Genomic DNA, 19,362 nt, shown 5'->3' with positions numbered 1-19,362 from the left:
TGTTAATTCTCCTCAGGGATAACTGGTTCTAAGGGAGATATGATTTCTATGTCCCTGGCTGTAATAGTTAAATTTACTAGTTCTTCTGGTTTAAGCTGGATGGCACTTAGCTGTCCTGTATCGGTGTAAACTAGGCGTTGTTGGTTGCCTAAAATTGAATCAAGATTAGGCAAAAATACTTCGTCTTGTTGATTATTTTTGGTGATATAATCCACACCTTCTAGTTTATCAAGTAGTTGATAAATTTCGGAAACATAAACATTCCGACCAAATGGCCAACTTGGTTGTTGAGGATTGTTTCTATCTGGCACAACACGGAAAAATTCTTCTAGTGCATTGTTTATATCTCCCCTAGTGTCTGTTTCTTTAGCTTCTCGGTTGAGATGTATCGTTAATCTGATACTAATAGTGAGGTAGCGTGGCCTAACAACATGGATTTTAGTAGTGATTAGTCGCCGTTGTTCTAAGTAGTCTTTTACTTTGTTAATTAGTTCTTGGCTCGGTTGAGGAGTGCTATTATTACTATCCTGACTATGAGGGATAATAATAATACTGACATGACCTGGTTTATCCACAGGTTCCCCTAGGGGATTCTCCGAATTAAGGTTACGTCGAGGCAAGCAGTGCGCTCTGGCAATGGTATCATCTGCTTCTAGGGCTAATTCCACAAAGTCGGCACAGGTGATAGCTCGGTAGCGATCGCGTACCTGATTAATTGCTTCTTTAATCTCTATTTGTAAATCCTTTTTGGGATCGTGCTGCCAACTTTCCCCATTAAGCAGCTTTAAAAACATGATAATATTCGCCTCTGTCACCCGATTTTGCCGATAAAGCAGCATCTCGGTCAGGTAGGCAAATAGCTCAATCAAGGTAATCCCCGGATCGGAGGGGTTATGATTTGTCCATTGGGGGGCGTAAGTCGGAATCAAGCTAATCGCTTCCGCCACCAAATCATCATAGGTTTTGTCATCTAAATTAGGTAATTGTAAAGGCATTTTTAGAATTTAGAATTTAGAATTTAGAATTTAGAATTTAGAATTTAGAATTTAGAATTTAGAATTTGGAATTTGGAATTTAGAATTTGGAATTTAGAATCGGGAATCGGGAATCGGGAATCGGGAATCGGGAATCGGGAATCGGGAATCGGGAAAACTGATCTTACTCCCCATCTCCCCATCTCCCCATCTCCCCATCTCCCCACCTCCCAAACTCCCTACTCCCTACTCCCTACTCCCTACTCCCTACTCCCTTGGCTATACACAAGATTGATGGTATGGTTGCCGGAATAAACCAGAAAGTTACCGGTGACTCTTGCACCTCCTATGTCTTCACATTTTTCTCCTGTGAGACTAACGACGTGATCGACTCCGGGGATGGATTCGAGGAGTCTATATAAATCAGAAAGATAGGGTTCTCGACCAAAATCCCATCCTTTTCGGTCAAAACCGCCGGTTAGGGGATGTAAAAAGCGTTCTAGGGCTTGCTCAATTCCTTGTTCTACTTGGCTGGCTGTTTCTAAGGATGTTACGGCAATGGTAGTGGTGATATTAACACTGACATAGGCTGCTCCAACGACGGAAATTCTAACGGTGGGTTGGGCATTGGTTTCTAGATAAGTTTGAACGCGGTTAATTAATTCTTGACTGGGTAAAGGCTTAGCTTCCTTGGAGTGGGGAACAATAATCACGCTCACCACTCCTGGTACTTTGGCTGGTGCAACAGCAGAATTATTATCGATATCTGTGAGGGGAAAACACTGGGGCTGATTATTAGTAGGAGCAAGCAATTGGGCTAAATCTACGAGGGGAACACATTTTGCCCTGACTACCCCTGGCAGGGCTTTAGCTAAGTCTTGATAATCGTCTTGGGTAACAGCACGGTGGCGGTGGCGAATTTCTTTGGGAATGCGATCGCGTAATGAATCGAGGCTTTCTGCATCTGCCCCCCCTGTGGCTGCTGCTGGGTTAATTACCCGGTCTACATAGGGAATGGTAGTTTTTAACTGCACGATCTTGCCTGCATCTTGGTTACCCTGGCTACCTCCTCCGGTTTGATACTGCTTGAGGCGCAGGTTACCTCTACCAATGGCCGGAATTAAGCCATTAATGCCGTCACCAAACTGAATTGTCCCGGTGAGACGATCTAAAACATAGTGGCGATCCCGTGGGCTAGATTCATAAAAATCCGCTACTTGATGCCAGCGGACCCAAATCTCTTGGGCTCTTCCGGTACTATCGTAAGTAATATTGATCGCGTCTTCCCCTTCTTGCTGTTTAATTTTTTCTTCTTCCATCCCAGAGGGTAATTCTAGTTCCCGCACTTCCAATTGTTGCCCTTCTAAAATAGGAGTACGGTTAGTAGTAAAGGTTTGTTTTTTCGAGCCATCACTAGAACCCAGGATTTCGTTACGGATGGTAACTCGTTGGGCTGCCATAGTCGTGTTAAGGAGTACCTGGCCTAAGCGAGGCTCAAAGGTATAATTGCCACTAGCGTGTTGCACCCGCAGCCAGTAGCGAGGAGATAAGCTAAATTCCTGTTTGGGAGTAATATCTGCTGGTGGTAAAACGATGATTGTACCGGAACGGGTGAGATTGTCGGTATTATCCTGAACTGTTATTTTCCGCCACTGTGAACCATTCCAGTATTGCCAAACGAGTTGGGGGGTTTCATCTGCTGGTAATTCGGTGTCAGCAAAGGTTTCCATCGTGGCACTGTAAACTAAGTTAGGCTGATCGCTCTTAACTAGCTGGAGAAAAACCCTATCGCTACTTCCCAAGGCAGCCTGGGCAGGAATAGTTACGTTGATAGCTATGGTTTTCGCTTCACCCGCCTCTAGTTGTAATCGAGCAGATGTCACCTGAACGCTCCATTCCGGTACACGCTGCATCCCCACAGTAGCAAGTTGGAAAGTAACCGTTTCTGAGTTAGTATTGGTTAACCAAAACCGATGGGTAACCGTTGTACCAGGTAAACCAGCATTTTTGCTGATAGTAGGAGAAATTGGTATTAAATTTTCTCCATATTTGAATGCAGCTGCACTCACAAAAAGACTGAGAGGAAGATTAGGAAAACTCCGTTCCACTGGCAAGGAAAAACCTAGATAGGTCGTTGGTTTATCTAAGTCTAGTGACTCAAAAGGAGCGAAGGGGAAATCCTCAATAGTTCGAGTCAAAAAATCATTGTCAGTAATTATCTGTTCCGGTGGCTCTGTCAAGGTAAATTCGTAGTCGATGGAGACGGAATTAATTACTGGGGGGACAAACGTTTGCGGATGATAGTTATTATCCGTATCAAACCTCGCTTCCTGACCATAATTACCACTAATAATTCGTACCCGAATCCAGAAGCTAGTTACCCCATTGATAGTAGTTTCCTGGGGTTGGATATCTGCTTCTTCTGGTAGGGTAAATGTGATTTTTGGATTGAGATTGCCATCGCTGTCATCCAGTAAGTTCGTAAAAGCCCTAGTTTCGTCTACAAATGTGTCTGGAAGTTGAATGGGATTGTCTGGGGTTGAATCTGGATCTAAAAGCCCTTCCCTGGTAGCGATAAACAGGGCTTGCCAAGATTTACCATTCCAAAACTCCCACTGTAATCTGGGATTGAAGTGTTCAGATATAGTCTTGTCTGGTTCAAATCTAGTATTTAATTGGTCAGATATAGTCTGTAAATTAATACCAATATCCCTAGGATGTGCCAGGTTTAAATTCAGAGTAATTTGCGCTCCTGACTGGGAAAATGCTTCTGCATTAGCCAGATAAAAGGTGTCGCCAAATTTAGGCTTTTCCCCAAAGGTAAAGATTGACTGATTGATATCTTGGTTGAGGGAATTGGTAACAGCAGCCTCTAATCTTAAGTCAGTGCGGTTTAATTCTACTTCTAGGCTTAGGTTACTAATAGTTGGTAATTGGTGTTTGCTCACCATACCCACAGCAGAATTTTCACTAGAACTAATTGGAGTTACTAAACGGCAACGCAGCCAACGGTTAGTAACTCCATGCACTTGAGTCAGGGGTATAGCATTAATCTCCTCAAAGTTAATTTCCCCCTCACCACTCTGACTAAAGTTGTTAGTACTATCACTATTAGGTGTAATTGTCTGCCAAGCTTGTAAATCTTCTGTTTCGTGCCAAACTTGCCACTCTAACTCAGCTGCATCAGCAAATACTTGGTCTAACTCTATGATTAACTTAAGATTATTAATAGTAGGAAAACTGAGCAGTTGCTTATGCCCCACATAAAAAACATGCTCAATCTCTTGATTTCCCCGAAAAATCGGTAAATATGTTGTTGTTGGGCTAATTTCCGTCAGAGAACTGTAATCAGCATACTGGTCTTGTGAGGGATTACGCACAAATAGAGATTCTAATTGCGCCCCAGTTACCACCAACTCCTGTTCAGTTTCAAAAATTACCGATTCGGTTTCTCCTTCTGTGGGGGGTGCAGCAACTTGTGTCCCTGTTGGTACTAATGCATCCACTGTAGTTCCCGTCGCCAGGAAAAATGTCAGGGGTGCCCTTGCTGGTTGAGGTGCTAAACGGGAAGCTCCCAACAAATCTAGAAAGGCGAGGAAATTTTTATCTGGCACTTGATTGAGGCGAGAAATAATTATCTCACCAAAGCGGGCAAAGATTTGCACCAGTGCCTGGGCAACACCTTTATTTTTTAGTGCTGCAGAGGTTGGATACTCGGTGAGATATTTAGCCAGTAGGTCTTGCACATCTTGAGCAATAATCTCTGCCGTTCTAGAATCAATTTGAGGAGCTTTTCTTGCCATTACCCTGCACCCCCTTCCAGATAAAACGGATACACTAAATTAAATACGTTATTAGTTGCTCGCACCCGATAGTCAATATTAACCAGCATTTGTTCTGGAGTAGGGGATTGAACGCGCACATCCACAACATCAATGCGGGGTTCAAACCGCAATAATGCTTCCTGTACCGCTTCAGAAACTCTAGCCGTAGTGGCAGCAGAATTGGGCTCAAACACCAAATCGTAAATACCGCAACCAAAATCAGGGCGCATAATTCTCTCACCCCTAGCAGTGCCGAGGATAATTAAAATTGATTGGCGTACACTCTCTTCATATTCCGCAAGTTGGAAATCTCCCTGAGTATCTAAACTAAGGGGAAAGCCTACACCTACACCTAAAAATGGTTTCGTCATATAGCGTTTTTAAATTATGTGAGGTACAAATTTTTGGGTTTTAGGGAACAGGGAATAGGGAACAGCGGATCTGGGAATAGGCAATCATATCCCCCCCTTATTAAGGGGGGTTAGGGGGGATCCCATCTTCTCCTTTTCAGCCTATAAACACCGTACCTACTGCGATTACTTGTCCGATTGGTAAATCAGCAGGATCATTACAGGTTTCAGCAATATCCCCATTACGGGCAGCTGCTTTACCGTTAATTTTCACAGTCTGACTCCCAATTTTGATGGTGCCTCGATTAGCGGGTGGATTTTGAAAAGAAGTCCCCGGTGGACTGGGAATATGGGGTGGAGTATTATCTGCCGTACTATCTACCGTAGCGGCTGGCATCCCCATAATGTTGACATCACTGCTCAAATTGCCATTGATAATGCCCGCAAAAGGATGGGGTAGGGGAGTTGGTGTCGGAGGTGTTCCCGGCACGATCACAATATGAGTATCAACTGCGGTAATTTGGTCCCCTTGTTTGGCTGCTGGTTGTCCCATAATTAAAGCTGATTGCTGATAGCTGTTCGCGTAGCGTGCGCGTAGCGCATTTGCTGATTGCTTACCTAGTTGAGATTAATGATTTGACCGTTAAGATTCATGGTGCTGCTGGCTTTAATATCCATTATAGCACCGGATTCAACTTTGGTATCTGCTGAAGATTTGATTTCAATATTCTGTGCTTCTAGTTTAATATTACCTTGAGATGCTGATAAAGTAATGTCTCCTTCAGTAGTAATAGCAATAGTGTTGGTAGCCGTATCAAAAACAATGCTGTTTTTCTCGGTTTTATCTACAATTTCAATAGTTTCTTCCCCTTCTTTGTCATTGAGACGGATTACATGACCACTACGGGATTTAATCATGCGGACATTGTTTTCTCCATCATCATTATTAATAGGAGGTTTATCCTCACCATTCCACAGTGCTCCAATAATGTAGGGAAAACGCACATCCCCGTGTTCAAAAGCCACTAATACCTCATCATTAACCTCTGGGATAAAATACATACCCCGTTTATCCCCCGCCATGGTTACAGCTATTCGCGCCCAGTCGCTTTCGTCTTCATCACTTAGCCAGGGGTATTTCACTTTAACCCGACCTAGTCCTTCTGGGTCTTGATTGTTGGTAACCACACCAACCACGACACCATAAATACGAGATGCGATCGCTCGCTGGGATTGACTATCCAGAAGTAATTCAGAGAATTTCATTCGGCATTCCTCCGCACTGTAAACTTGGTCTGATATTGGCTATCACGATAGCGATGTAGGACACTAGTAACATAGTATTGACCGCTAAAGCGCCTGCCCACACCCTCAATTTGCACCACTTTGCCAGCTCGTAAATCGGTACGTCCTCGACAAATTCCTTCCCCTGTGATCAACTCTAAATTGAGTTGCCGAAAACGGGCTTGAGCGAATTGCTCTGCTTCCGCTAAAGTGATAATCGGGCGATCGCTCAGGGTTTTTACTGCTGTACCAAAAGCATTTTGACTTAGGGCTGCACCGCTAATTTCTCCCCCCATTTTGCTGCCTTCATCACCAGTGGTTGCGCGTCCGATAATTGCTTGCTTTTCTTTCGGATTCCAACCCTGTACTTTGACTTCATTCACTTGACTTGCGGAGGACATACAAGGGTAAAATTGCAGTAGGTCATCACTAAAGGTTAGGGTAATAATTTCACTGTCTTGATTAGCCGTAGGTCGAAATACTAAATTACGATCCTCCACCATCACCTCATAATTAATTTTTCCTGCCCGTTCTTGCAAAAACTCCATATGGGTTTGATTGGCTTGTAAAATATAGTCATGCACTACCCCACTATCTTCCACTTGGGATGAAAGTCCTACCTGCTGGGCAATTTGCCCTGCAATATCACTATCTTTTAGTTGTACAAAAGTCTGGGTATGACGACCACGATGTAAGCGATGGCTGCGATCATAACCCCGAATCATTACCTTCGGTAGTCTATCAATGGTAAACTCCGGTTCTATAGCAGTAATTTCCCCTATTATAAGGGTAGCTAAGTTTTCCCGGTAACCTAATTTCACTTCTACCGTATTGCCAATACTAAACAAGGAGTTATCTAGCCACAACACTTCCCCTTCCTGCACATCCAAACTGCCAAACGTTAAGGCAAACATGGTGGGTAAATTAACCTGTTCATCTACTGTTACCCCAGTAATATGTAACTGTGCAGACCCTGGTAAACTAGAACCATTAACCAGGATTTCATAATCTGCGAATATGGAGGCTTGGGGTTGAGTAAAGGGCATTTTAAAAAGTTAAAAGGGAGTAGGGAGTAGGGAGTAGGGAGTAGGGAGTAGGGAATAGGGAACAGGCAATAGTAACGCACAACCCTTGGGCTTGCTACAGCAATCAATCATAACTATCAACGCAATTTGGGAATAGTTAAGGTTTTACCAGTATCAAGTTCACGGGGATTATCCAATTGATTTTCTTGGGCAATCAGTCGCCACAGCTTAGGGTTACCATAGACATCCGCCGCAATGGTGCTGAGGGTTTCACCTCTTTTGACAATACGAGTGGTTAATTCTGGATCGGTACGCCGTTTATCATCTTCTGGGTTAAGATATTCCGAAAACGTGATATTAACTTTTGCCCGTATCGGTTTACCATCACTTTTGAACAGGGTGAAGGTTTGGGTCAGATTAGTAATTACCCCCACAAACGGGAAGTCAGAATTAGTTGGTGCTTTACCCCAGTAAACCTTACAAGCTGGTGGTGGTTGTTCTTTACCCCCAACACGTTGAATGCGGGTCAGGGCAACAAGTTTATTGGTTTCCTCCCGTACATCCTCGATGGCGGTACTGTCTATTAAACGATTATTATTTTGATTTTGATTTTGAAGTCGTGAATTTCTAACCCCTTCGGAAACATCAAATAACAATTCCAGAGTTAGTTCCCGACTTCCCCCGCCACCAAAATCTAAGATGGGCGCATTATATTCTTTTTGGCTCGAACCACTCCAACTAACTCCTTTTTTGATAGCATAGGATTCGGGGTTAAACAAAACCGTAATCTCTGGATAATTGGCTCTGTCTTCCGACTCTACAGCACGGTACTTACTGTCTTGAGTTTTTTCCCACTTCAAAGGAATTATAGTTAGTTTAGCTAATGCCATTTTTCTATCCCCCGACGTTCTTGTTCCATCGTTAGCTGACGAGTGAGAATACGACTAACGTGTTCCGCTATTGCCTCGATATCCACATCTACTCCTTGGGCTGGGGGTGTTGGTAGATTTGACGTGGCTGTGGTTGAAGTAACTGGTGCTGTCATGGGAATGGAATTAGCTCCAGTTAGATTATTAGGTTGACGAGCAATTACCCCATCACTTAACTGTTGCAGTTTCGATACTTTGGCTACAGAGTCGTTATCAGTTTTGCGCCAAACTAAATCCGGTGTCGAGCTAGTTTTACCTGTCTCGGTATATAAATTCATGTTTCTATTTGGGCTTGTAGTTGTTGTCAGTGAGAGCTGGCTTGGTTTGAGGACAACCGATTTGGTTTGAACTAAAGAGATGTCATGATTGTGGTTATAATCCGATAGCTTATTTTGTACCAAACTACTGTCTGATTCTTTTTCCTCCTGGGAGCGCCAAACCAAATTATCTGCCGAGTTATTGATTGCTGTATCCTTGGTCAGATTAGTAGTTTGAGTTGGGGTTATAGTTGTTGTCGGTGATGGCTGACTTGGTTTGACAACAACCGGTTTGGTTTGAACTAAAGAGATATCCTGAGAGGTTGTCTGAGAAGTCTCATTTGCTACATCCAAGCCCCCTAAATCCCCCAATTTTGGGGGACTTTTACCAGCCAATTGGATTCTTGTTCCCCCCAGAATTGGGGGGCTAGGGGGGCAAAATTCAGTATCAAAAAAGTTTTCAGATATCCTCTGATTGGGCTTAGAATCCGAGAGCTTAGTTTGTACCAAACTACTGTCTGATTCCTCTTCCTCCTGGGAGCGCCAAACTAAATCCGGTGTCGAGCTAGTTTGTCCTGTCGCTAAAGGCTGAGTGGGCTTAGCTACAACTAATTTAGTTTGTATAACAGAAGCTGGATTGACTGGAGAGGGGGAATGGAAATCACCCTCTGTTTGCGGTGGGACAACCTGAGACTGAACAATCTCTGGAGGTGTAAACTTATCCTGGAGTGCAGATAAGGTTGCCTGACGATTAATCTTGACTTGCCTTGGCAAAGATGTTGGAGGTTGAGCACTAGGGCGTGTCTTCAAACTCGGAGATCCCCCATTATCCCCCGAGCGAGCAATCCCTCTCTCGGGGGACTTTGAGTATGGCTCCCCCTTCCGCGCGGGGGGCTGGGGGGGATCATAATCTTGCGGAAAACTTTGAAAACACGCCCTAGACCTGGATACAGTTGAAGATTTAATTTGGCTGATAATCGGGACTTTAGGACTAGTTGATGGGACAGATCGAGATGGTGGTTGGGATCTCCCCTGATGCCCTAGGTGGTCGGGAAATTGGCGAGAATTATTCCTAGTTGCCATTGACCTTTGCACCCCTTCTCCCCTCCCTGAAAGGGCAACATTAGAAGGCGCAACATTAGTCGGCTCCAGATAGGTATTACTCACATCAGCAGATTCTACCCTAGGGCGACTAAAACGCTCCAGATTTAACTTGGGTTGTAAACCACTGGCACCATAACGGGAGTTAATTTGTTCTGGTAGGGTTAATCGTTGGGTCAGCCTTGCCGTGGTTGCTTGGGTAGATTGGTAATGGCGGTGCAGTTGGCGGGTATTAATTACTCCACCAGACTTTTCTTGTCGCCGTTGCAGACGACTTAGTAAGGGGGAATTTTCTGGACTTCCCGATTCCTGGAAATTATTGGCTTGTGAAGCTGAATTATCCATCTTATTTAGAAAGGGGAAAATCCCCAATTACCGACCTATAGCGTTTATCATCCTGATGAGGTATAGCCCTACGCGCAAGGCAAGAGGCAAAAGGCATGCATGCTAAAGTTGACTACAACAGCTTTTCAGCTTTTATCAATGTCAAACACCTGGGTAGTGCTATACATTCAATTTTCTTACCGCTACTCCCTGCTCCCTGCTCCCTGCTCCCTGTTCCCTTTTCCCTTTACGAACTATTCAAACGCTGATTGATTTTGGCGACTTCGGTAACCCATTTTCGGCGCTCCCGGTGTTCCATGGTCATGATTGATTCATAATGCCAGTGGAAGTGATAGGCCAGATAGGCTACCTCCTCATGGATTTGGGTAAGGGGGTAGCCTAGGATTCCCCCGATAAATCGAGTTCGACAGCAAAATTTTGCTCACAGTGGGGGCAGCTAATTTGAAGCGATCGCATACCATTGCCATTGATTCGATTGTACAGATCCTGCAAATACGCTAAATCAGAGGCAAATAAACTTTCGATAATCTTAGGATTAACTACCTCCACCGAACCAAGGCGAGTCACAACACGGGAGAGCAACAGCACAATCAGATAGGCTGGGTTGTTTTGCACACGAGGATCTTTGAGGGGCAGAATTTCATCCGCCGCTGTCGCCATCCGCATGACTCCTTCCTGATGCAAATTCCCTTCTTTATCTATATACCCTGCTGGTAAGATAAATTCGTATTCCGTCTGTAGCATTTTGGTTCTTGGTTATGGCTAATTGCTAACTGATTACTGTTAACTGATGACTGTTAACTGACATTAACTCTCTGCAAACGTTCACAGGTAATCGTTAGGGAATCAATCCCAACATCGCTACCCTTAGCATCTAAGCTGGGTGCTTCATACTTACTCGCCCAAGCATTAAAGAAATCCCAGCGCACTTTTTCTTCCCCATCATCATTGAGCAGGATAATCGAGCCATTTTTGCGCTCAATTGTCCCATTCACTGCTTGTAAATGCCAATCGTAAAGTTCCTTGGAGTCAGTAATACCATACTTGAGGGCAATATCAGGGTAACTAGCTTTGCCCCGCAACTTACGTACTGTGGCATCATCTCCCCCCTCTCGATACTCCACAACTTCTACTTCTGAACCAAAACCACTACACTCAGAAAATCCTGCTTGAACAATTCCATCCAGTTCTACCAGAAAGCGATAATTTTTATACGGATCTACTCTGGGCATAACTCACATCTCCTTGTTGTTTGGTAATAAGTAAGGTAATGGGTAATTCAAGAAATATCTATTCTTATAACACTACGCATTTAGATTAGGACATTCCTAAACTCCGAAATCTAGTCATAGCTTACTTCTGACTTCTGACTTCTAACTTCTGACTTGCGCGTAGCGCTATATCTATTCTCCAGCCATCTGTTGAATGCGGAAGATGACAAACTCCGCTGGTTTAACAATAGCGACACCAATGAGAGCAACAACTTCTCCTGCTTCTCTTACTTCTTTGGGATTAGTTTCTGCATCGCACTTGACAAAGAAAGCTTGCTCCGGAGTTGCTCCAAACAAAGCTCCATCCCGCCACTGATTCAACAGAAAGTCACCGACCGTACGCTTAATACGCTGCCAAAGTGCTAGGTTATTAGGCTCAAACACTGCAAATTGAGTACCCTCATCAATGGACTCTCGCAGGAAATTAAAATAACGACGGGTGCTAATGTACTTATATTCTCCGTTGTCATCCCCTCCCAGGGTGCGCGCTCCCCAAACTTTGATATTGCCTTTAAAAGAGCGAATGATATTAATTCCTAGAGGATTTAAAATGTCTTGGTCTGCTCTGGTGAGGTTGTATTCCAAATCTAGAGCGCCTCGAATCACTTCATTAGCGGGCGCTTTAAACACACCCCTTTCTCCATCCACTCGTGCGTAAACCCCAGCCATGTGTCCACTGGGAGGCAGGAATATACTGCCATTGCTTGATGGGTCTAGAATTTGTTGGGCAGGGTCAAAAACCGTAATCCAGGGGAAGTAAAGAGCCGCATAGTTACTATCTCTAGTACTACCTTTAATGCTGTCTCGGTCAAAAGTAGTAGGATTTTGTTGCCCATCAAGAATGGCAAACCTGTCTTGGAGGTTTTCACAGTGCTCTATGACAGCTTGTTGTTCTGCTTGGCTGGTAATGCCAGGAATAGCCACCATAGTAATTTCGTCAATAGCAGCAAAACTATTGAGAGCAGCAGCTAACTCCGTATTAGCACTAATCCGGATCACATAGCACCTGGTGCCACCATTATTGAAGAAACCGTAGACTGCTTGAGCAAAACGACTCCAGGCGTTGAGTGGATTGGCATCAAAATCAGTTTCATTTACCTCTGTGAGATTATTAAGAGTCTTATCCCCAACTAAGTCAGCAAAGGTAGTGACGAACTGACTCCAATTAGTTACCAACTTAGGGGTTCCGGCTTCCGGAAGAGTCTTTGCTTCTACTTTGAAGGTAACAGTGGTAGTGTCATCACTAGTAGTAGTTTCGACACGCTCGGCAGGGAGTTGGATACTTTGGGGTACGATACCGATAAATCCGGCTATACTGGTAGCCACTCCAGCAATAGGTCGAGAGGAGGGCGGAACTTCTTCAACATATACGCCTGGCGAAAAATACTGTGGCATAATCTTTAACTCCTTGATTAAACAGAATTTACTGTTGTAGTTGTAGGTTGTAATTACTTGCTGCCGATTCTACTGGGATAGTGATAGTAACCTCCTGTACTGCATCCTCTAACTGCACCCGTAAGGTATAAGCACCAGCGGTAATTGCCCCGATGGTGTACTGTCCATCTCTATCAGTGGCTGCGCTGAGATTACGCTCAACCAAAATAACCGTTGCGCCAACAACAGGTTTATTCTCAGCATCGGTAACTCGCCCACCAATCCGGAAAAATTGTTGTGCGGTGCCTGGCACCAGTTCTTCTGAGGATGGTGAAATCCGCTGACCTAATTGCCAATCTTGAGTAATGACAATGGGGGTTGGCTCTGGCTCAAATAGTTCCTTGATCGCAATGGTTACTGTGACTGTGATGGAAGCACGTAATTGATTTCCCAATGCAGTCCAAAACTCAGCAGTGCTTTGTACTCCATCTACTTGAGCAGTTACCATTGGTAAGGCTGGTTCTTGCCCAGCAAGTCGAGTATTTTCTAAAAAAGGTATTTCTGGAATAGTTGGATAGGCTGAGAATACTTGCAGGACTTGGCTGAGTAATCGGTGTTCTTGCAGGGGTAATTCTTCGCCACCAATGGGCCAAGCTGTTACTAAATAAGAACAGGCTATGCGCTTTGGAGGATTATGAATAATTGCCTGTCCATTGCGCCTCTCGATCGTTGGTTCATTATTACGTAGTTCCAGGTGTTCCCGAATATCGTACAGAAATAAATTCACCGTTGTCTGTCCAGGACTAAAGGTTTCTGAGGGACGCTCAAAAGAAATTTGAGCCTCCGCTAATTCTGGAAACCTCGACGATAGGCTGGTCTGTTCCAAAATTCTTCTCAACACTTGACTCAGATCGCTAATCATCCTAACTGACCTGGTTGGATTTACTGAGCAGCCACGCACCAGACTCTCAAAGCTTAGGGCGTTATTTATTAATAATTCTTTTAGACATCCTCTACAAGTCACGTTTTCTAGCTAGTCAAGTTAAACTAGCTCATTTGAACTAATCCATTTGGAGTAGCAAGATCCTGTGACTGGTTTTTCAAATCCAAAATTGATAAATTAACGCTATTCCTCTGGAGATGGGTAAATGGGGAGATGGGGAAATAGAGAGATGGGGAAATAGAGAGATGGGGAGATAAAATTGATGGCTAGCCGTAATTTACAGAATTGGTCTAAAAACTGCTATTTTAATGGGAGTGACGTCTTTAAAATGCTGATAACTCCCCTTTTCAGCCAACTTGATTCCAAGCAATGGATCTGTGTACTGGATCCAGCCTTAGCGCTCTCCTATTATGGAGTCCACATCGCTCAGCAGCTAGGAGAAATAATGGAACTCTGGATAGCAAGAGAGCTTTGGCATATTCTCAACAATACTAAGTTTTATTTACAACAACCAGAACTACTTATTCCCAAAAGCACTCTCAATGACAAGGCACCTGAACAGGACAGAGCCACTTTAGAGAGTGTGATTTGGTCACTTCAAGAGTGGAAACGATTACAAAGCGAGAATGATTTGCTAGGACTAAATCTATTCTGGCTGGGGGATAGTCTAAGGGAGTCTTTACTGCCAAAAGGTACAACTATCAAGCTATTGCCACGATGGGAATATTTAGCACGCTTATTAGATCGATGCATTAATCAGTCACAGGGGACCAATGATACTTTAATGGCGTCATTTCGGGATACTATAGCCCTAAGTGCGAGTTTGGGTTCTGCTTTTATACTGAGCTATCAGAAACCTACAGATTTTAGTCATAATCGTCCTCCAGATATCTGCAAAGCCTTGGAAAACTTGGGAATCTCTTGCGAACTGGTCAGTGCGCAGGATCGAATTGTGGCTTTGGAATCGGAGTACTTACGCCAGTTGATGATTTACACCGGACTGGCAAAACTTTTATGGGAAGGGCTTCATCTGTGTGTTATACATCTTGTGACACCTGCAGTGCCAGCATTTGAAACAATGTCTAAGGGGTCTGGGAGCGATAACTGTGCCGATGATCCTGAAGATTCGGGGAATTTCCCAGAGTTAAAGGGCGATTTATGGATAAATGCTAAAGCGTTCTGGTATAAACTATAAATTTTGTTAACAATTTAGTTCCTTTTTGATTGGTATTTCACAGAATGGAAGGGGGGGAAGACCATCAATGGATCTGATATGCCTAAATCATTTGTGAATACTTATAGCAATGGGTGTAATGGTGTTGACAAATTCAAGGAACGAAGCTATTCAGCGCGGTCTTGGGGAGCTAAATCATGCCCTGGTCCGACGTTCGTCAGCCGTCAGCCGTCAGCTTTTAGCTCACGCTACTTGAGGTGCCGTCAGCCGTCAGCCGTCAGCTTTTAGCTGATAGCTGATAACTGATAGCTGATAGCTGATAGCTGACTTTTATCCTTCCCCAGGTTGCGGTCACCAATCAAACAGGATGTCTATAGGTACTTGACATTTCTATCATGAAAGAGAAACGTAATCTTACTCTTTATGGTCAAGATATAGCTAGTGAAGATCTAGAATCAGAGTTAGGAAATCAAGTTATTGGTAAGCTGTTTATCAATAATTCTTGTTTTTTAGTTTGTGAAACAAACAACGAATTTAAACCTAGTTTAGGGTCTAGCTCTAATTCACCCCCTCAAAGCAGTTGTCCTTTGAATGCAGTTGGTTATCTGGAGGTAAATGGAAAATTTTATGCAATTACAGAATTCCAAGACAATACTACTTCCGTTACATCTCATCTTGCTAGTATCTTAACAGAACGAGAGTTACAAATTGTTACTCTTGTTGCTTTAGGTCAGTCTAATAAGCTAATTGCTAAACAGCTTGAAATTAGTGAATGGACAGTTTCTGCTCATCTACGTCGGATCTTCCTGAAGCTGGATGTAGATAGTCGAGCGGCTATGGTTTATCAATGTGCTCCTTTGATTCAGCAGTTAGAAATGAAGTAGCTATAGCAGAAGTCAGAAGTCAGAAGTCAGAAGTCAGAAGTCAGAAGTCAGGTATGAGCTGATAGCTGACTGCTGACCCATGATATTGTATGGCACTGGATGCGATCGCGTAATCTGGTCGAGCACTCGATGCGATCGCGTAATCTGGTCGAGCACTCGATGCGATCGCGTAATCTGGTCGAGCACTCGATGCGATCGCGTAATCTGGTCGAGCACTCGATGCGATCGCATTATCTTGTACGGGTATTGGATGCGATCGCATTATCTTGTACGGGTATTGGATGCGATGCGTGAGCATTGAGCCGCTACGCGAACGCATTTTATTCTAATGATGTAGACAGGCTTTTTAGTACTTTAACTCTTACCTACTCTATGCTCCCTAATTTTATATCATAAGCTCCCTTTTTATATCAGTAAATTTAAAAAAAATGTAAAATTAAATTACACATAAATGAGTCTATAAATGGCTAATTATAATAGTTGTAAATAAATTTAAACATTATTCATTTAACCCTTGCATTTTTTCGAGGAGTTATCTATACTATAGAAGGTGACGACCGATACTAATAGCCGCGCTGGTCAGAACCGTTAATAACTACCAGCGCGGCTTTCCTCCCAACCAAGTAGGAGTTACTTCCATAATGGCAGAAAAATCAAGATCATCAATCCCAGGATTTCAGCAACCCACCGGTGCTAATGATGCTGGTTTGGTTAAGATTTGGAATTTTTTACTCTTTTGCGCTTGCTGCCTTACCCTGTCGAGGGCGCACTCTACAATATCGTAGATTAGCCCAAAGGGCTAGGCTTTGCGTAGGCACTAAAACCCAGAACAAAAGTACCTCATCTATTTGGGAAATGCTATACTATTAATTTATAGTAAATTTTGTTCAGCAATAAATACTATCTTTAGTAAATAAATTGAAATCAAAAATGAGTCGAGAATTTAATGTAATTATCGAGCGCGATGCTGATGGCTACTTTGTAGCTTCTGTTCCCACTCTTAAAGGGTGTCATACCCAAGCAAAATCTTTGGATGAATTGATGGAGCGTATTCGAGAAGCGATTGGCCGTAGGCCACGCGGGGCGCGATCGCCCTTTGTTTGGAATTTGAATAAAATCTAGAAAATTCCCTTGACTTCTTTGGTGTACAGCGAGGGGACGTGGAAGTATGAGTCAATTCCCAAATGTAACTGGACGGGAAATTATCGCAGCACTGGAGAAAGCAGGGTTTACAGTGGCGAGGGTACGTGGAAGTAACCATATTTTAATTCATGATGACGGACGTAGAACAGTTATCCCGGTACATTCTGGTGAAACCATTGGACGTGGTTTATTGTCCCAAATCTTGCGTGACACTCAGCTTAGTCGTGAGGAATTCAGGGAATTGTTGTGATGGCTGTGTCAGTCCACTACAAGATCGGCGATTAGCCCAAAGGGCTAGGCTTCGCGATGCTCCGAGCCGCTAAAAGCGATTGGCCGTAGGCCACGCGGGGCGCGATCGCAAAAATTGAACGTATCTTGGGTAGGCTCCTCAATCCCAGATCTGATCCATCTTGAGCACAAACCCAGGTAAAACTGGCTCACCACTCACCGTCGCTGGATTATCCAGCTGTTCAACTTCCGCCCCAAGACGATAAGTATAAACTTGGCGCTGATCCGGGTCAATCAGCCAACCGAGCAAAGTCCCATTTGACCTATACTCTGCCATTTTGTCTTGCAAGTTTTCCAGGCGATCACTCCCAGAACGCAGCTCAATCACAAAATCCGGGCATAGGGGTACAAACTTCTTTCGTTGTTCTTTAGTCACGGATTCCCACCTCTCTAGCTTGACCCAAGCAACATCAGGAGAACGATTGGCTCCATTGGGAAGTATAAAGCCAGTAGAAGAATCAAAACCTTTCCCTGTACCATCTTGGCATACCCAATTACCAAACTGAACAATCAAATCAAAATTGCGACCGCCAGTTTCCCCTCCTGTAGGAGTGCTAATAATAAGCCTTCCATCTTGGTGGCGTTCGATCCGTAACTCCCGATTGAGCTGACAAAAAGCAAAGAATTCCTCATCACTCATATCAAAAGCCGGACGAGTCTTGAGCTCTAAGGGCGTTGCTAGTTGTGGTGTGATCGATCCAGTCATAATTATCAGGCGCGATTTGCGTTCCGTAACGGGCATCTTGGTGGAACCGGCATCTTGGTGGAACCGGCATCTTGCCGGTTACAATTTCCACCGCAGGCAGGATAGCCACCCCACTCATAGTCATTCCGCCCGTCAGCAATGCTTATCGCTCTACTAAGATTTTAGCTCAATTCGCGACAGCTCCATAGCTGCCCATGTCCTCCAACCTCGACCTAGGGAATAGAAACGTTACACTAGAAAAGCTGCTTCACCATCTGCCACCATGCCATCTACCAGTCAACCCCTGAACTATCCCAAAAGCCGCAAATCCGACCAAGTCGATGATTACCACGGTACTCTAGTTGCTGACCCTTACCGCTGGCTAGAAGACCCAGATTCAGAGGAAACAAAGGCTTGGGTAGAAGCACAGAATCAAGTCACCTTTGGTTATCTCAGCGAAATACCAACACGGGAAACACTTAAGCAGCGCATCACCAAGCTATGGAATTACGAGAAATATAGCACTCCCTTTAAAAAAGGCGATCGCTACTTCTATTTCAAAAACGATGGTCTCCAGAACCAAAGTGTTCTCTACACCTTGACCTCCCTCGATGCTGAACCAACCCTATTACTTGACCCCAACACCCTTTCAGAAGACGGTACCGTTGCCCTATCAGGTTTAGCCATTAGTAAAGATGGCAAGCTGCTGGCCTATGGTCTGTCTAGGTCTGGTTCTGACTGGCAAGAGTGGCAAGTGCGGGAAGTAGAAACCGGTCTTGACCTCTCGGATCAGATTAAGTGGGTAAAGTTTTCTGGGGCATCTTGGACTCACGACAATCAAGGTTTCTTCTATAGCCGCTTCGATGAACCCAATGAAGCCACTAAGTTAGAAGACCTCAATTATTATCAAAAGCTCTATTACCATAAGCTGGGAACACCCCAGTCAGAGGATATTCTCATTTATGAGCGCCCTGACCAGAAAGAATGGGGTTTTAGTGGTCGAGTCACTGAAGATGGTAATTATCTGATCATTACAGTCTTCCTGGGTACTGACCCCAAGAATCTGGTGTTTTATAAAAATTTGCAAGACCCAGATGCCCCCGTTGTGGAACTCATTAAAGAATTTGATGCCAGCTATAGCTTCATCGACAATGATCAATCAGTATTTTGGTTCCGCACAGACTTAGATGCCCCTCGCAGTCGAGTCATTGCCATAGATACTAATCATCCTGCTCAGGCACAGTGGCAAGAAGTAATTCCCCAAGCGGATGAAACCCTAGAAGCTGTAGGCTTACTCAACAACCAATTTGTGGCCGATTACCTCAAAGATGCTCACTCCTCCATCAAAATTTTTGACCTGGATGGTTCCTTTGTGCGGGAAGTCGAATTACCTGGTATTGGTTCCGCTGGTGGTTTCAATGGGTTACGTTATGATACTGAAACCTTCTACACCTATACCAGCTTCACCACCCCTGCAACCATCTATCGCTACGACATGGTAAGTGGGGAAA

Annotated in this window: 22 protein-coding genes and 1 pseudogene; 7 read left to right on the top strand and 16 right to left on the bottom strand. The window is 44.1% G+C overall.

Annotation, left to right across the window (positions count from 1 at the left end):
• Positions 1 to 2: 2 nt before the first annotated feature.
• The 9 genes from F6K49_RS16985 to F6K49_RS16945 all read right to left on the bottom strand — a co-directional run bounded on the left by F6K49_RS16985 (position 3) and on the right by F6K49_RS16945 (position 10,089).
• Positions 3 to 995, bottom strand: a complete 993-nt coding sequence (locus F6K49_RS16985) for a baseplate J/gp47 family protein (protein ID WP_293025047.1) — start codon at positions 993 to 995, stop codon at positions 3 to 5.
• 44 nt (positions 996 to 1,039) lie between these two features.
• Positions 1,040 to 1,177, bottom strand: coding sequence for a hypothetical protein (locus F6K49_RS16980; protein WP_293025049.1), 138 nt, complete (start codon positions 1,175 to 1,177; stop codon positions 1,040 to 1,042).
• Positions 1,178 to 1,234: 57 nt separating this feature from the next.
• Positions 1,235 to 4,777 carry a putative baseplate assembly protein gene (locus tag F6K49_RS16975; RefSeq protein ID WP_293098493.1) on the bottom strand — a complete coding sequence of 1,181 codons (3,543 nt, stop codon included), beginning with the start codon at positions 4,775 to 4,777 and terminating at the stop codon, positions 1,235 to 1,237.
• A complete protein-coding gene (locus F6K49_RS16970; protein WP_293025053.1) occupies positions 4,777 to 5,169 on the bottom strand; it encodes a GPW/gp25 family protein in 393 nt (130 codons plus the stop codon). The genes F6K49_RS16975 and F6K49_RS16970 overlap by 1 nt, the downstream gene beginning before the upstream one ends.
• A 136-nt stretch (positions 5,170 to 5,305) precedes the next feature.
• Complete coding sequence (locus F6K49_RS16965) at positions 5,306 to 5,701, bottom strand: PAAR domain-containing protein (RefSeq protein ID WP_293042218.1); 396 nt, start codon at positions 5,699 to 5,701, stop codon at positions 5,306 to 5,308.
• 65 nt (positions 5,702 to 5,766) lie between these two features.
• On the bottom strand, positions 5,767 to 6,414 hold the full coding sequence (locus tag F6K49_RS16960) for a phage baseplate assembly protein V (protein ID WP_293042215.1): 648 nt from the start codon (positions 6,412 to 6,414) through the stop codon (positions 5,767 to 5,769).
• Positions 6,411 to 7,478: a contractile injection system protein, VgrG/Pvc8 family gene (locus F6K49_RS16955; protein ID WP_293098490.1), complete on the bottom strand. Its 1,068-nt coding sequence runs from the start codon at positions 7,476 to 7,478 to the stop codon at positions 6,411 to 6,413. Before F6K49_RS16955 ends, F6K49_RS16960 begins: the two co-directional genes overlap by 4 nt.
• 116 nt (positions 7,479 to 7,594) lie before the next feature.
• Positions 7,595 to 8,347: a LysM peptidoglycan-binding domain-containing protein gene (locus F6K49_RS16950; RefSeq protein WP_293098487.1), complete on the bottom strand. Its 753-nt coding sequence runs from the start codon at positions 8,345 to 8,347 to the stop codon at positions 7,595 to 7,597.
• Positions 8,338 to 10,089, bottom strand: a complete 1,752-nt coding sequence (locus F6K49_RS16945; protein ID WP_293098484.1) for a hypothetical protein — start codon at positions 10,087 to 10,089, stop codon at positions 8,338 to 8,340. Before F6K49_RS16945 ends, F6K49_RS16950 begins: the two co-directional genes overlap by 10 nt.
• Before the next feature lie 95 nt (positions 10,090 to 10,184).
• Between F6K49_RS16945 and F6K49_RS16940 the strand changes: the two genes are divergently transcribed.
• Positions 10,185 to 10,337, top strand: a complete 153-nt coding sequence (locus F6K49_RS16940; RefSeq protein WP_293098481.1) for a hypothetical protein — start codon at positions 10,185 to 10,187, stop codon at positions 10,335 to 10,337.
• Here the strand turns inward: F6K49_RS16940 and F6K49_RS53410 are convergent.
• The 5 genes from F6K49_RS53410 to F6K49_RS16920 all read right to left on the bottom strand — a co-directional run bounded on the left by F6K49_RS53410 (position 10,316) and on the right by F6K49_RS16920 (position 13,656).
• Positions 10,316 to 10,393: a hypothetical protein gene (locus F6K49_RS53410; protein WP_366511440.1), complete on the bottom strand. Its 78-nt coding sequence runs from the start codon at positions 10,391 to 10,393 to the stop codon at positions 10,316 to 10,318. The two genes, F6K49_RS16940 and F6K49_RS53410, sit on opposite strands and share 22 nt — an antisense overlap.
• Positions 10,394 to 10,467: 74 nt before the next feature.
• The gene (locus tag F6K49_RS16935) at positions 10,468 to 10,833 is read right to left on the bottom strand and encodes a hypothetical protein (RefSeq protein WP_008178157.1); all 366 of its coding nucleotides are present in this window, start codon (positions 10,831 to 10,833) and stop codon (positions 10,468 to 10,470) included.
• A gap of 53 nt (positions 10,834 to 10,886) precedes the next feature.
• Positions 10,887 to 11,321, bottom strand: coding sequence for a phage tail protein (locus tag F6K49_RS16930; RefSeq protein WP_008178159.1), 435 nt, complete (start codon positions 11,319 to 11,321; stop codon positions 10,887 to 10,889).
• Positions 11,322 to 11,492: 171 nt separating this feature from the next.
• Positions 11,493 to 12,755, bottom strand: coding sequence for a phage tail sheath subtilisin-like domain-containing protein (locus tag F6K49_RS16925; protein WP_293025069.1), 1,263 nt, complete (start codon positions 12,753 to 12,755; stop codon positions 11,493 to 11,495).
• 28 nt (positions 12,756 to 12,783) lie between these two features.
• Positions 12,784 to 13,656 (bottom strand): Pvc16 family protein, encoded by an 873-nt coding sequence (locus tag F6K49_RS16920; protein ID WP_293098476.1) that lies wholly within the window; start codon positions 13,654 to 13,656, stop codon positions 12,784 to 12,786.
• A gap of 283 nt (positions 13,657 to 13,939) precedes the next feature.
• Between F6K49_RS16920 and F6K49_RS16915 the strand changes: the two genes are divergently transcribed.
• The 3 genes from F6K49_RS16915 to F6K49_RS16905 all read left to right on the top strand — a co-directional run bounded on the left by F6K49_RS16915 (position 13,940) and on the right by F6K49_RS16905 (position 15,735).
• Positions 13,940 to 14,872 (top strand): hypothetical protein, encoded by a 933-nt coding sequence (locus tag F6K49_RS16915; protein ID WP_293025073.1) that lies wholly within the window; start codon positions 13,940 to 13,942, stop codon positions 14,870 to 14,872.
• Positions 14,873 to 14,950: 78 nt separating this feature from the next.
• Positions 14,951 to 15,139, top strand: a complete 189-nt coding sequence (locus tag F6K49_RS16910; RefSeq protein WP_293025075.1) for a hypothetical protein — start codon at positions 14,951 to 14,953, stop codon at positions 15,137 to 15,139.
• A 107-nt stretch (positions 15,140 to 15,246) separates the two neighbouring features.
• On the top strand, positions 15,247 to 15,735 hold the full coding sequence (locus F6K49_RS16905) for a LuxR C-terminal-related transcriptional regulator (protein WP_293025077.1): 489 nt from the start codon (positions 15,247 to 15,249) through the stop codon (positions 15,733 to 15,735).
• A 40-nt stretch (positions 15,736 to 15,775) separates the two neighbouring features.
• Here F6K49_RS16905 and F6K49_RS16900 read toward each other — a convergent pair whose 3' ends face one another.
• Positions 15,776 to 15,997 carry a hypothetical protein gene (locus F6K49_RS16900; protein ID WP_293098473.1) on the bottom strand — a complete coding sequence of 74 codons (222 nt, stop codon included), beginning with the start codon at positions 15,995 to 15,997 and terminating at the stop codon, positions 15,776 to 15,778.
• Between the two features lie 668 nt (positions 15,998 to 16,665).
• Between F6K49_RS16900 and F6K49_RS16895 the strand changes: the two genes are divergently transcribed.
• Positions 16,666 to 16,857, top strand: coding sequence for a type II toxin-antitoxin system HicB family antitoxin (locus F6K49_RS16895; protein ID WP_293025081.1), 192 nt, complete (start codon positions 16,666 to 16,668; stop codon positions 16,855 to 16,857).
• A 46-nt stretch (positions 16,858 to 16,903) separates the two neighbouring features.
• Positions 16,904 to 17,128 carry a type II toxin-antitoxin system HicA family toxin gene (locus F6K49_RS16890; protein ID WP_293025083.1) on the top strand — a complete coding sequence of 75 codons (225 nt, stop codon included), beginning with the start codon at positions 16,904 to 16,906 and terminating at the stop codon, positions 17,126 to 17,128.
• A 138-nt stretch (positions 17,129 to 17,266) separates the two neighbouring features.
• Here F6K49_RS16890 and F6K49_RS16885 read toward each other — a convergent pair whose 3' ends face one another.
• Positions 17,267 to 17,872 (bottom strand): Uma2 family endonuclease, encoded by a 606-nt coding sequence (locus F6K49_RS16885; RefSeq protein ID WP_293025085.1) that lies wholly within the window; start codon positions 17,870 to 17,872, stop codon positions 17,267 to 17,269.
• A gap of 262 nt (positions 17,873 to 18,134) precedes the next feature.
• Between F6K49_RS16885 and F6K49_RS16880 the strand changes: the two are divergent.
• Positions 18,135 to 19,362, top strand: a pseudogene (locus F6K49_RS16880) (S9 family peptidase); the annotation flags it as partial.

The sequence above is a fragment of the Moorena sp. SIO3I6 genome, from assembly GCF_010672095.1.
Note: the sequence above shows the minus strand (reverse complement) of the source record. Positions and strands in the feature narration are given on the sequence as shown.

Coding starts and splice junctions, on each gene's coding strand:
- F6K49_RS16985 (WP_293025047.1), bottom strand. CDS start 995: ATGCCTTTACAATTACCTAATTTAGATGACAAAACCTATGATGATTTG.
- F6K49_RS16980 (WP_293025049.1), bottom strand. CDS start 1,177: ATGGGGAGATGGGGAGTAAGATCAGTTTTCCCGATTCCCGATTCCCGA.
- F6K49_RS16975 (WP_293098493.1), bottom strand. CDS start 4,777: ATGGCAAGAAAAGCTCCTCAAATTGATTCTAGAACGGCAGAGATTATT.
- F6K49_RS16970 (WP_293025053.1), bottom strand. CDS start 5,169: ATGACGAAACCATTTTTAGGTGTAGGTGTAGGCTTTCCCCTTAGTTTA.
- F6K49_RS16965 (WP_293042218.1), bottom strand. CDS start 5,701: ATGGGACAACCAGCAGCCAAACAAGGGGACCAAATTACCGCAGTTGAT.
- F6K49_RS16960 (WP_293042215.1), bottom strand. CDS start 6,414: ATGAAATTCTCTGAATTACTTCTGGATAGTCAATCCCAGCGAGCGATC.
- F6K49_RS16955 (WP_293098490.1), bottom strand. CDS start 7,478: ATGCCCTTTACTCAACCCCAAGCCTCCATATTCGCAGATTATGAAATC.
- F6K49_RS16950 (WP_293098487.1), bottom strand. CDS start 8,347: ATGGCATTAGCTAAACTAACTATAATTCCTTTGAAGTGGGAAAAAACT.
- F6K49_RS16945 (WP_293098484.1), bottom strand. CDS start 10,089: ATGGATAATTCAGCTTCACAAGCCAATAATTTCCAGGAATCGGGAAGT.
- F6K49_RS16940 (WP_293098481.1), top strand. CDS start 10,185: ATGCATGCTAAAGTTGACTACAACAGCTTTTCAGCTTTTATCAATGTC.
- F6K49_RS53410 (WP_366511440.1), bottom strand. CDS start 10,393: ATGACCATGGAACACCGGGAGCGCCGAAAATGGGTTACCGAAGTCGCC.
- F6K49_RS16935 (WP_008178157.1), bottom strand. CDS start 10,833: ATGCTACAGACGGAATACGAATTTATCTTACCAGCAGGGTATATAGAT.
- F6K49_RS16930 (WP_008178159.1), bottom strand. CDS start 11,321: ATGCCCAGAGTAGATCCGTATAAAAATTATCGCTTTCTGGTAGAACTG.
- F6K49_RS16925 (WP_293025069.1), bottom strand. CDS start 12,755: ATGCCACAGTATTTTTCGCCAGGCGTATATGTTGAAGAAGTTCCGCCC.
- F6K49_RS16920 (WP_293098476.1), bottom strand. CDS start 13,656: ATGATTAGCGATCTGAGTCAAGTGTTGAGAAGAATTTTGGAACAGACC.
- F6K49_RS16915 (WP_293025073.1), top strand. CDS start 13,940: ATGGCTAGCCGTAATTTACAGAATTGGTCTAAAAACTGCTATTTTAAT.
- F6K49_RS16910 (WP_293025075.1), top strand. CDS start 14,951: ATGCCTAAATCATTTGTGAATACTTATAGCAATGGGTGTAATGGTGTT.
- F6K49_RS16905 (WP_293025077.1), top strand. CDS start 15,247: ATGAAAGAGAAACGTAATCTTACTCTTTATGGTCAAGATATAGCTAGT.
- F6K49_RS16900 (WP_293098473.1), bottom strand. CDS start 15,997: ATGCGATCGCATCCAATACCCGTACAAGATAATGCGATCGCATCGAGT.
- F6K49_RS16895 (WP_293025081.1), top strand. CDS start 16,666: ATGAGTCGAGAATTTAATGTAATTATCGAGCGCGATGCTGATGGCTAC.
- F6K49_RS16890 (WP_293025083.1), top strand. CDS start 16,904: ATGAGTCAATTCCCAAATGTAACTGGACGGGAAATTATCGCAGCACTG.
- F6K49_RS16885 (WP_293025085.1), bottom strand. CDS start 17,872: ATGACTGGATCGATCACACCACAACTAGCAACGCCCTTAGAGCTCAAG.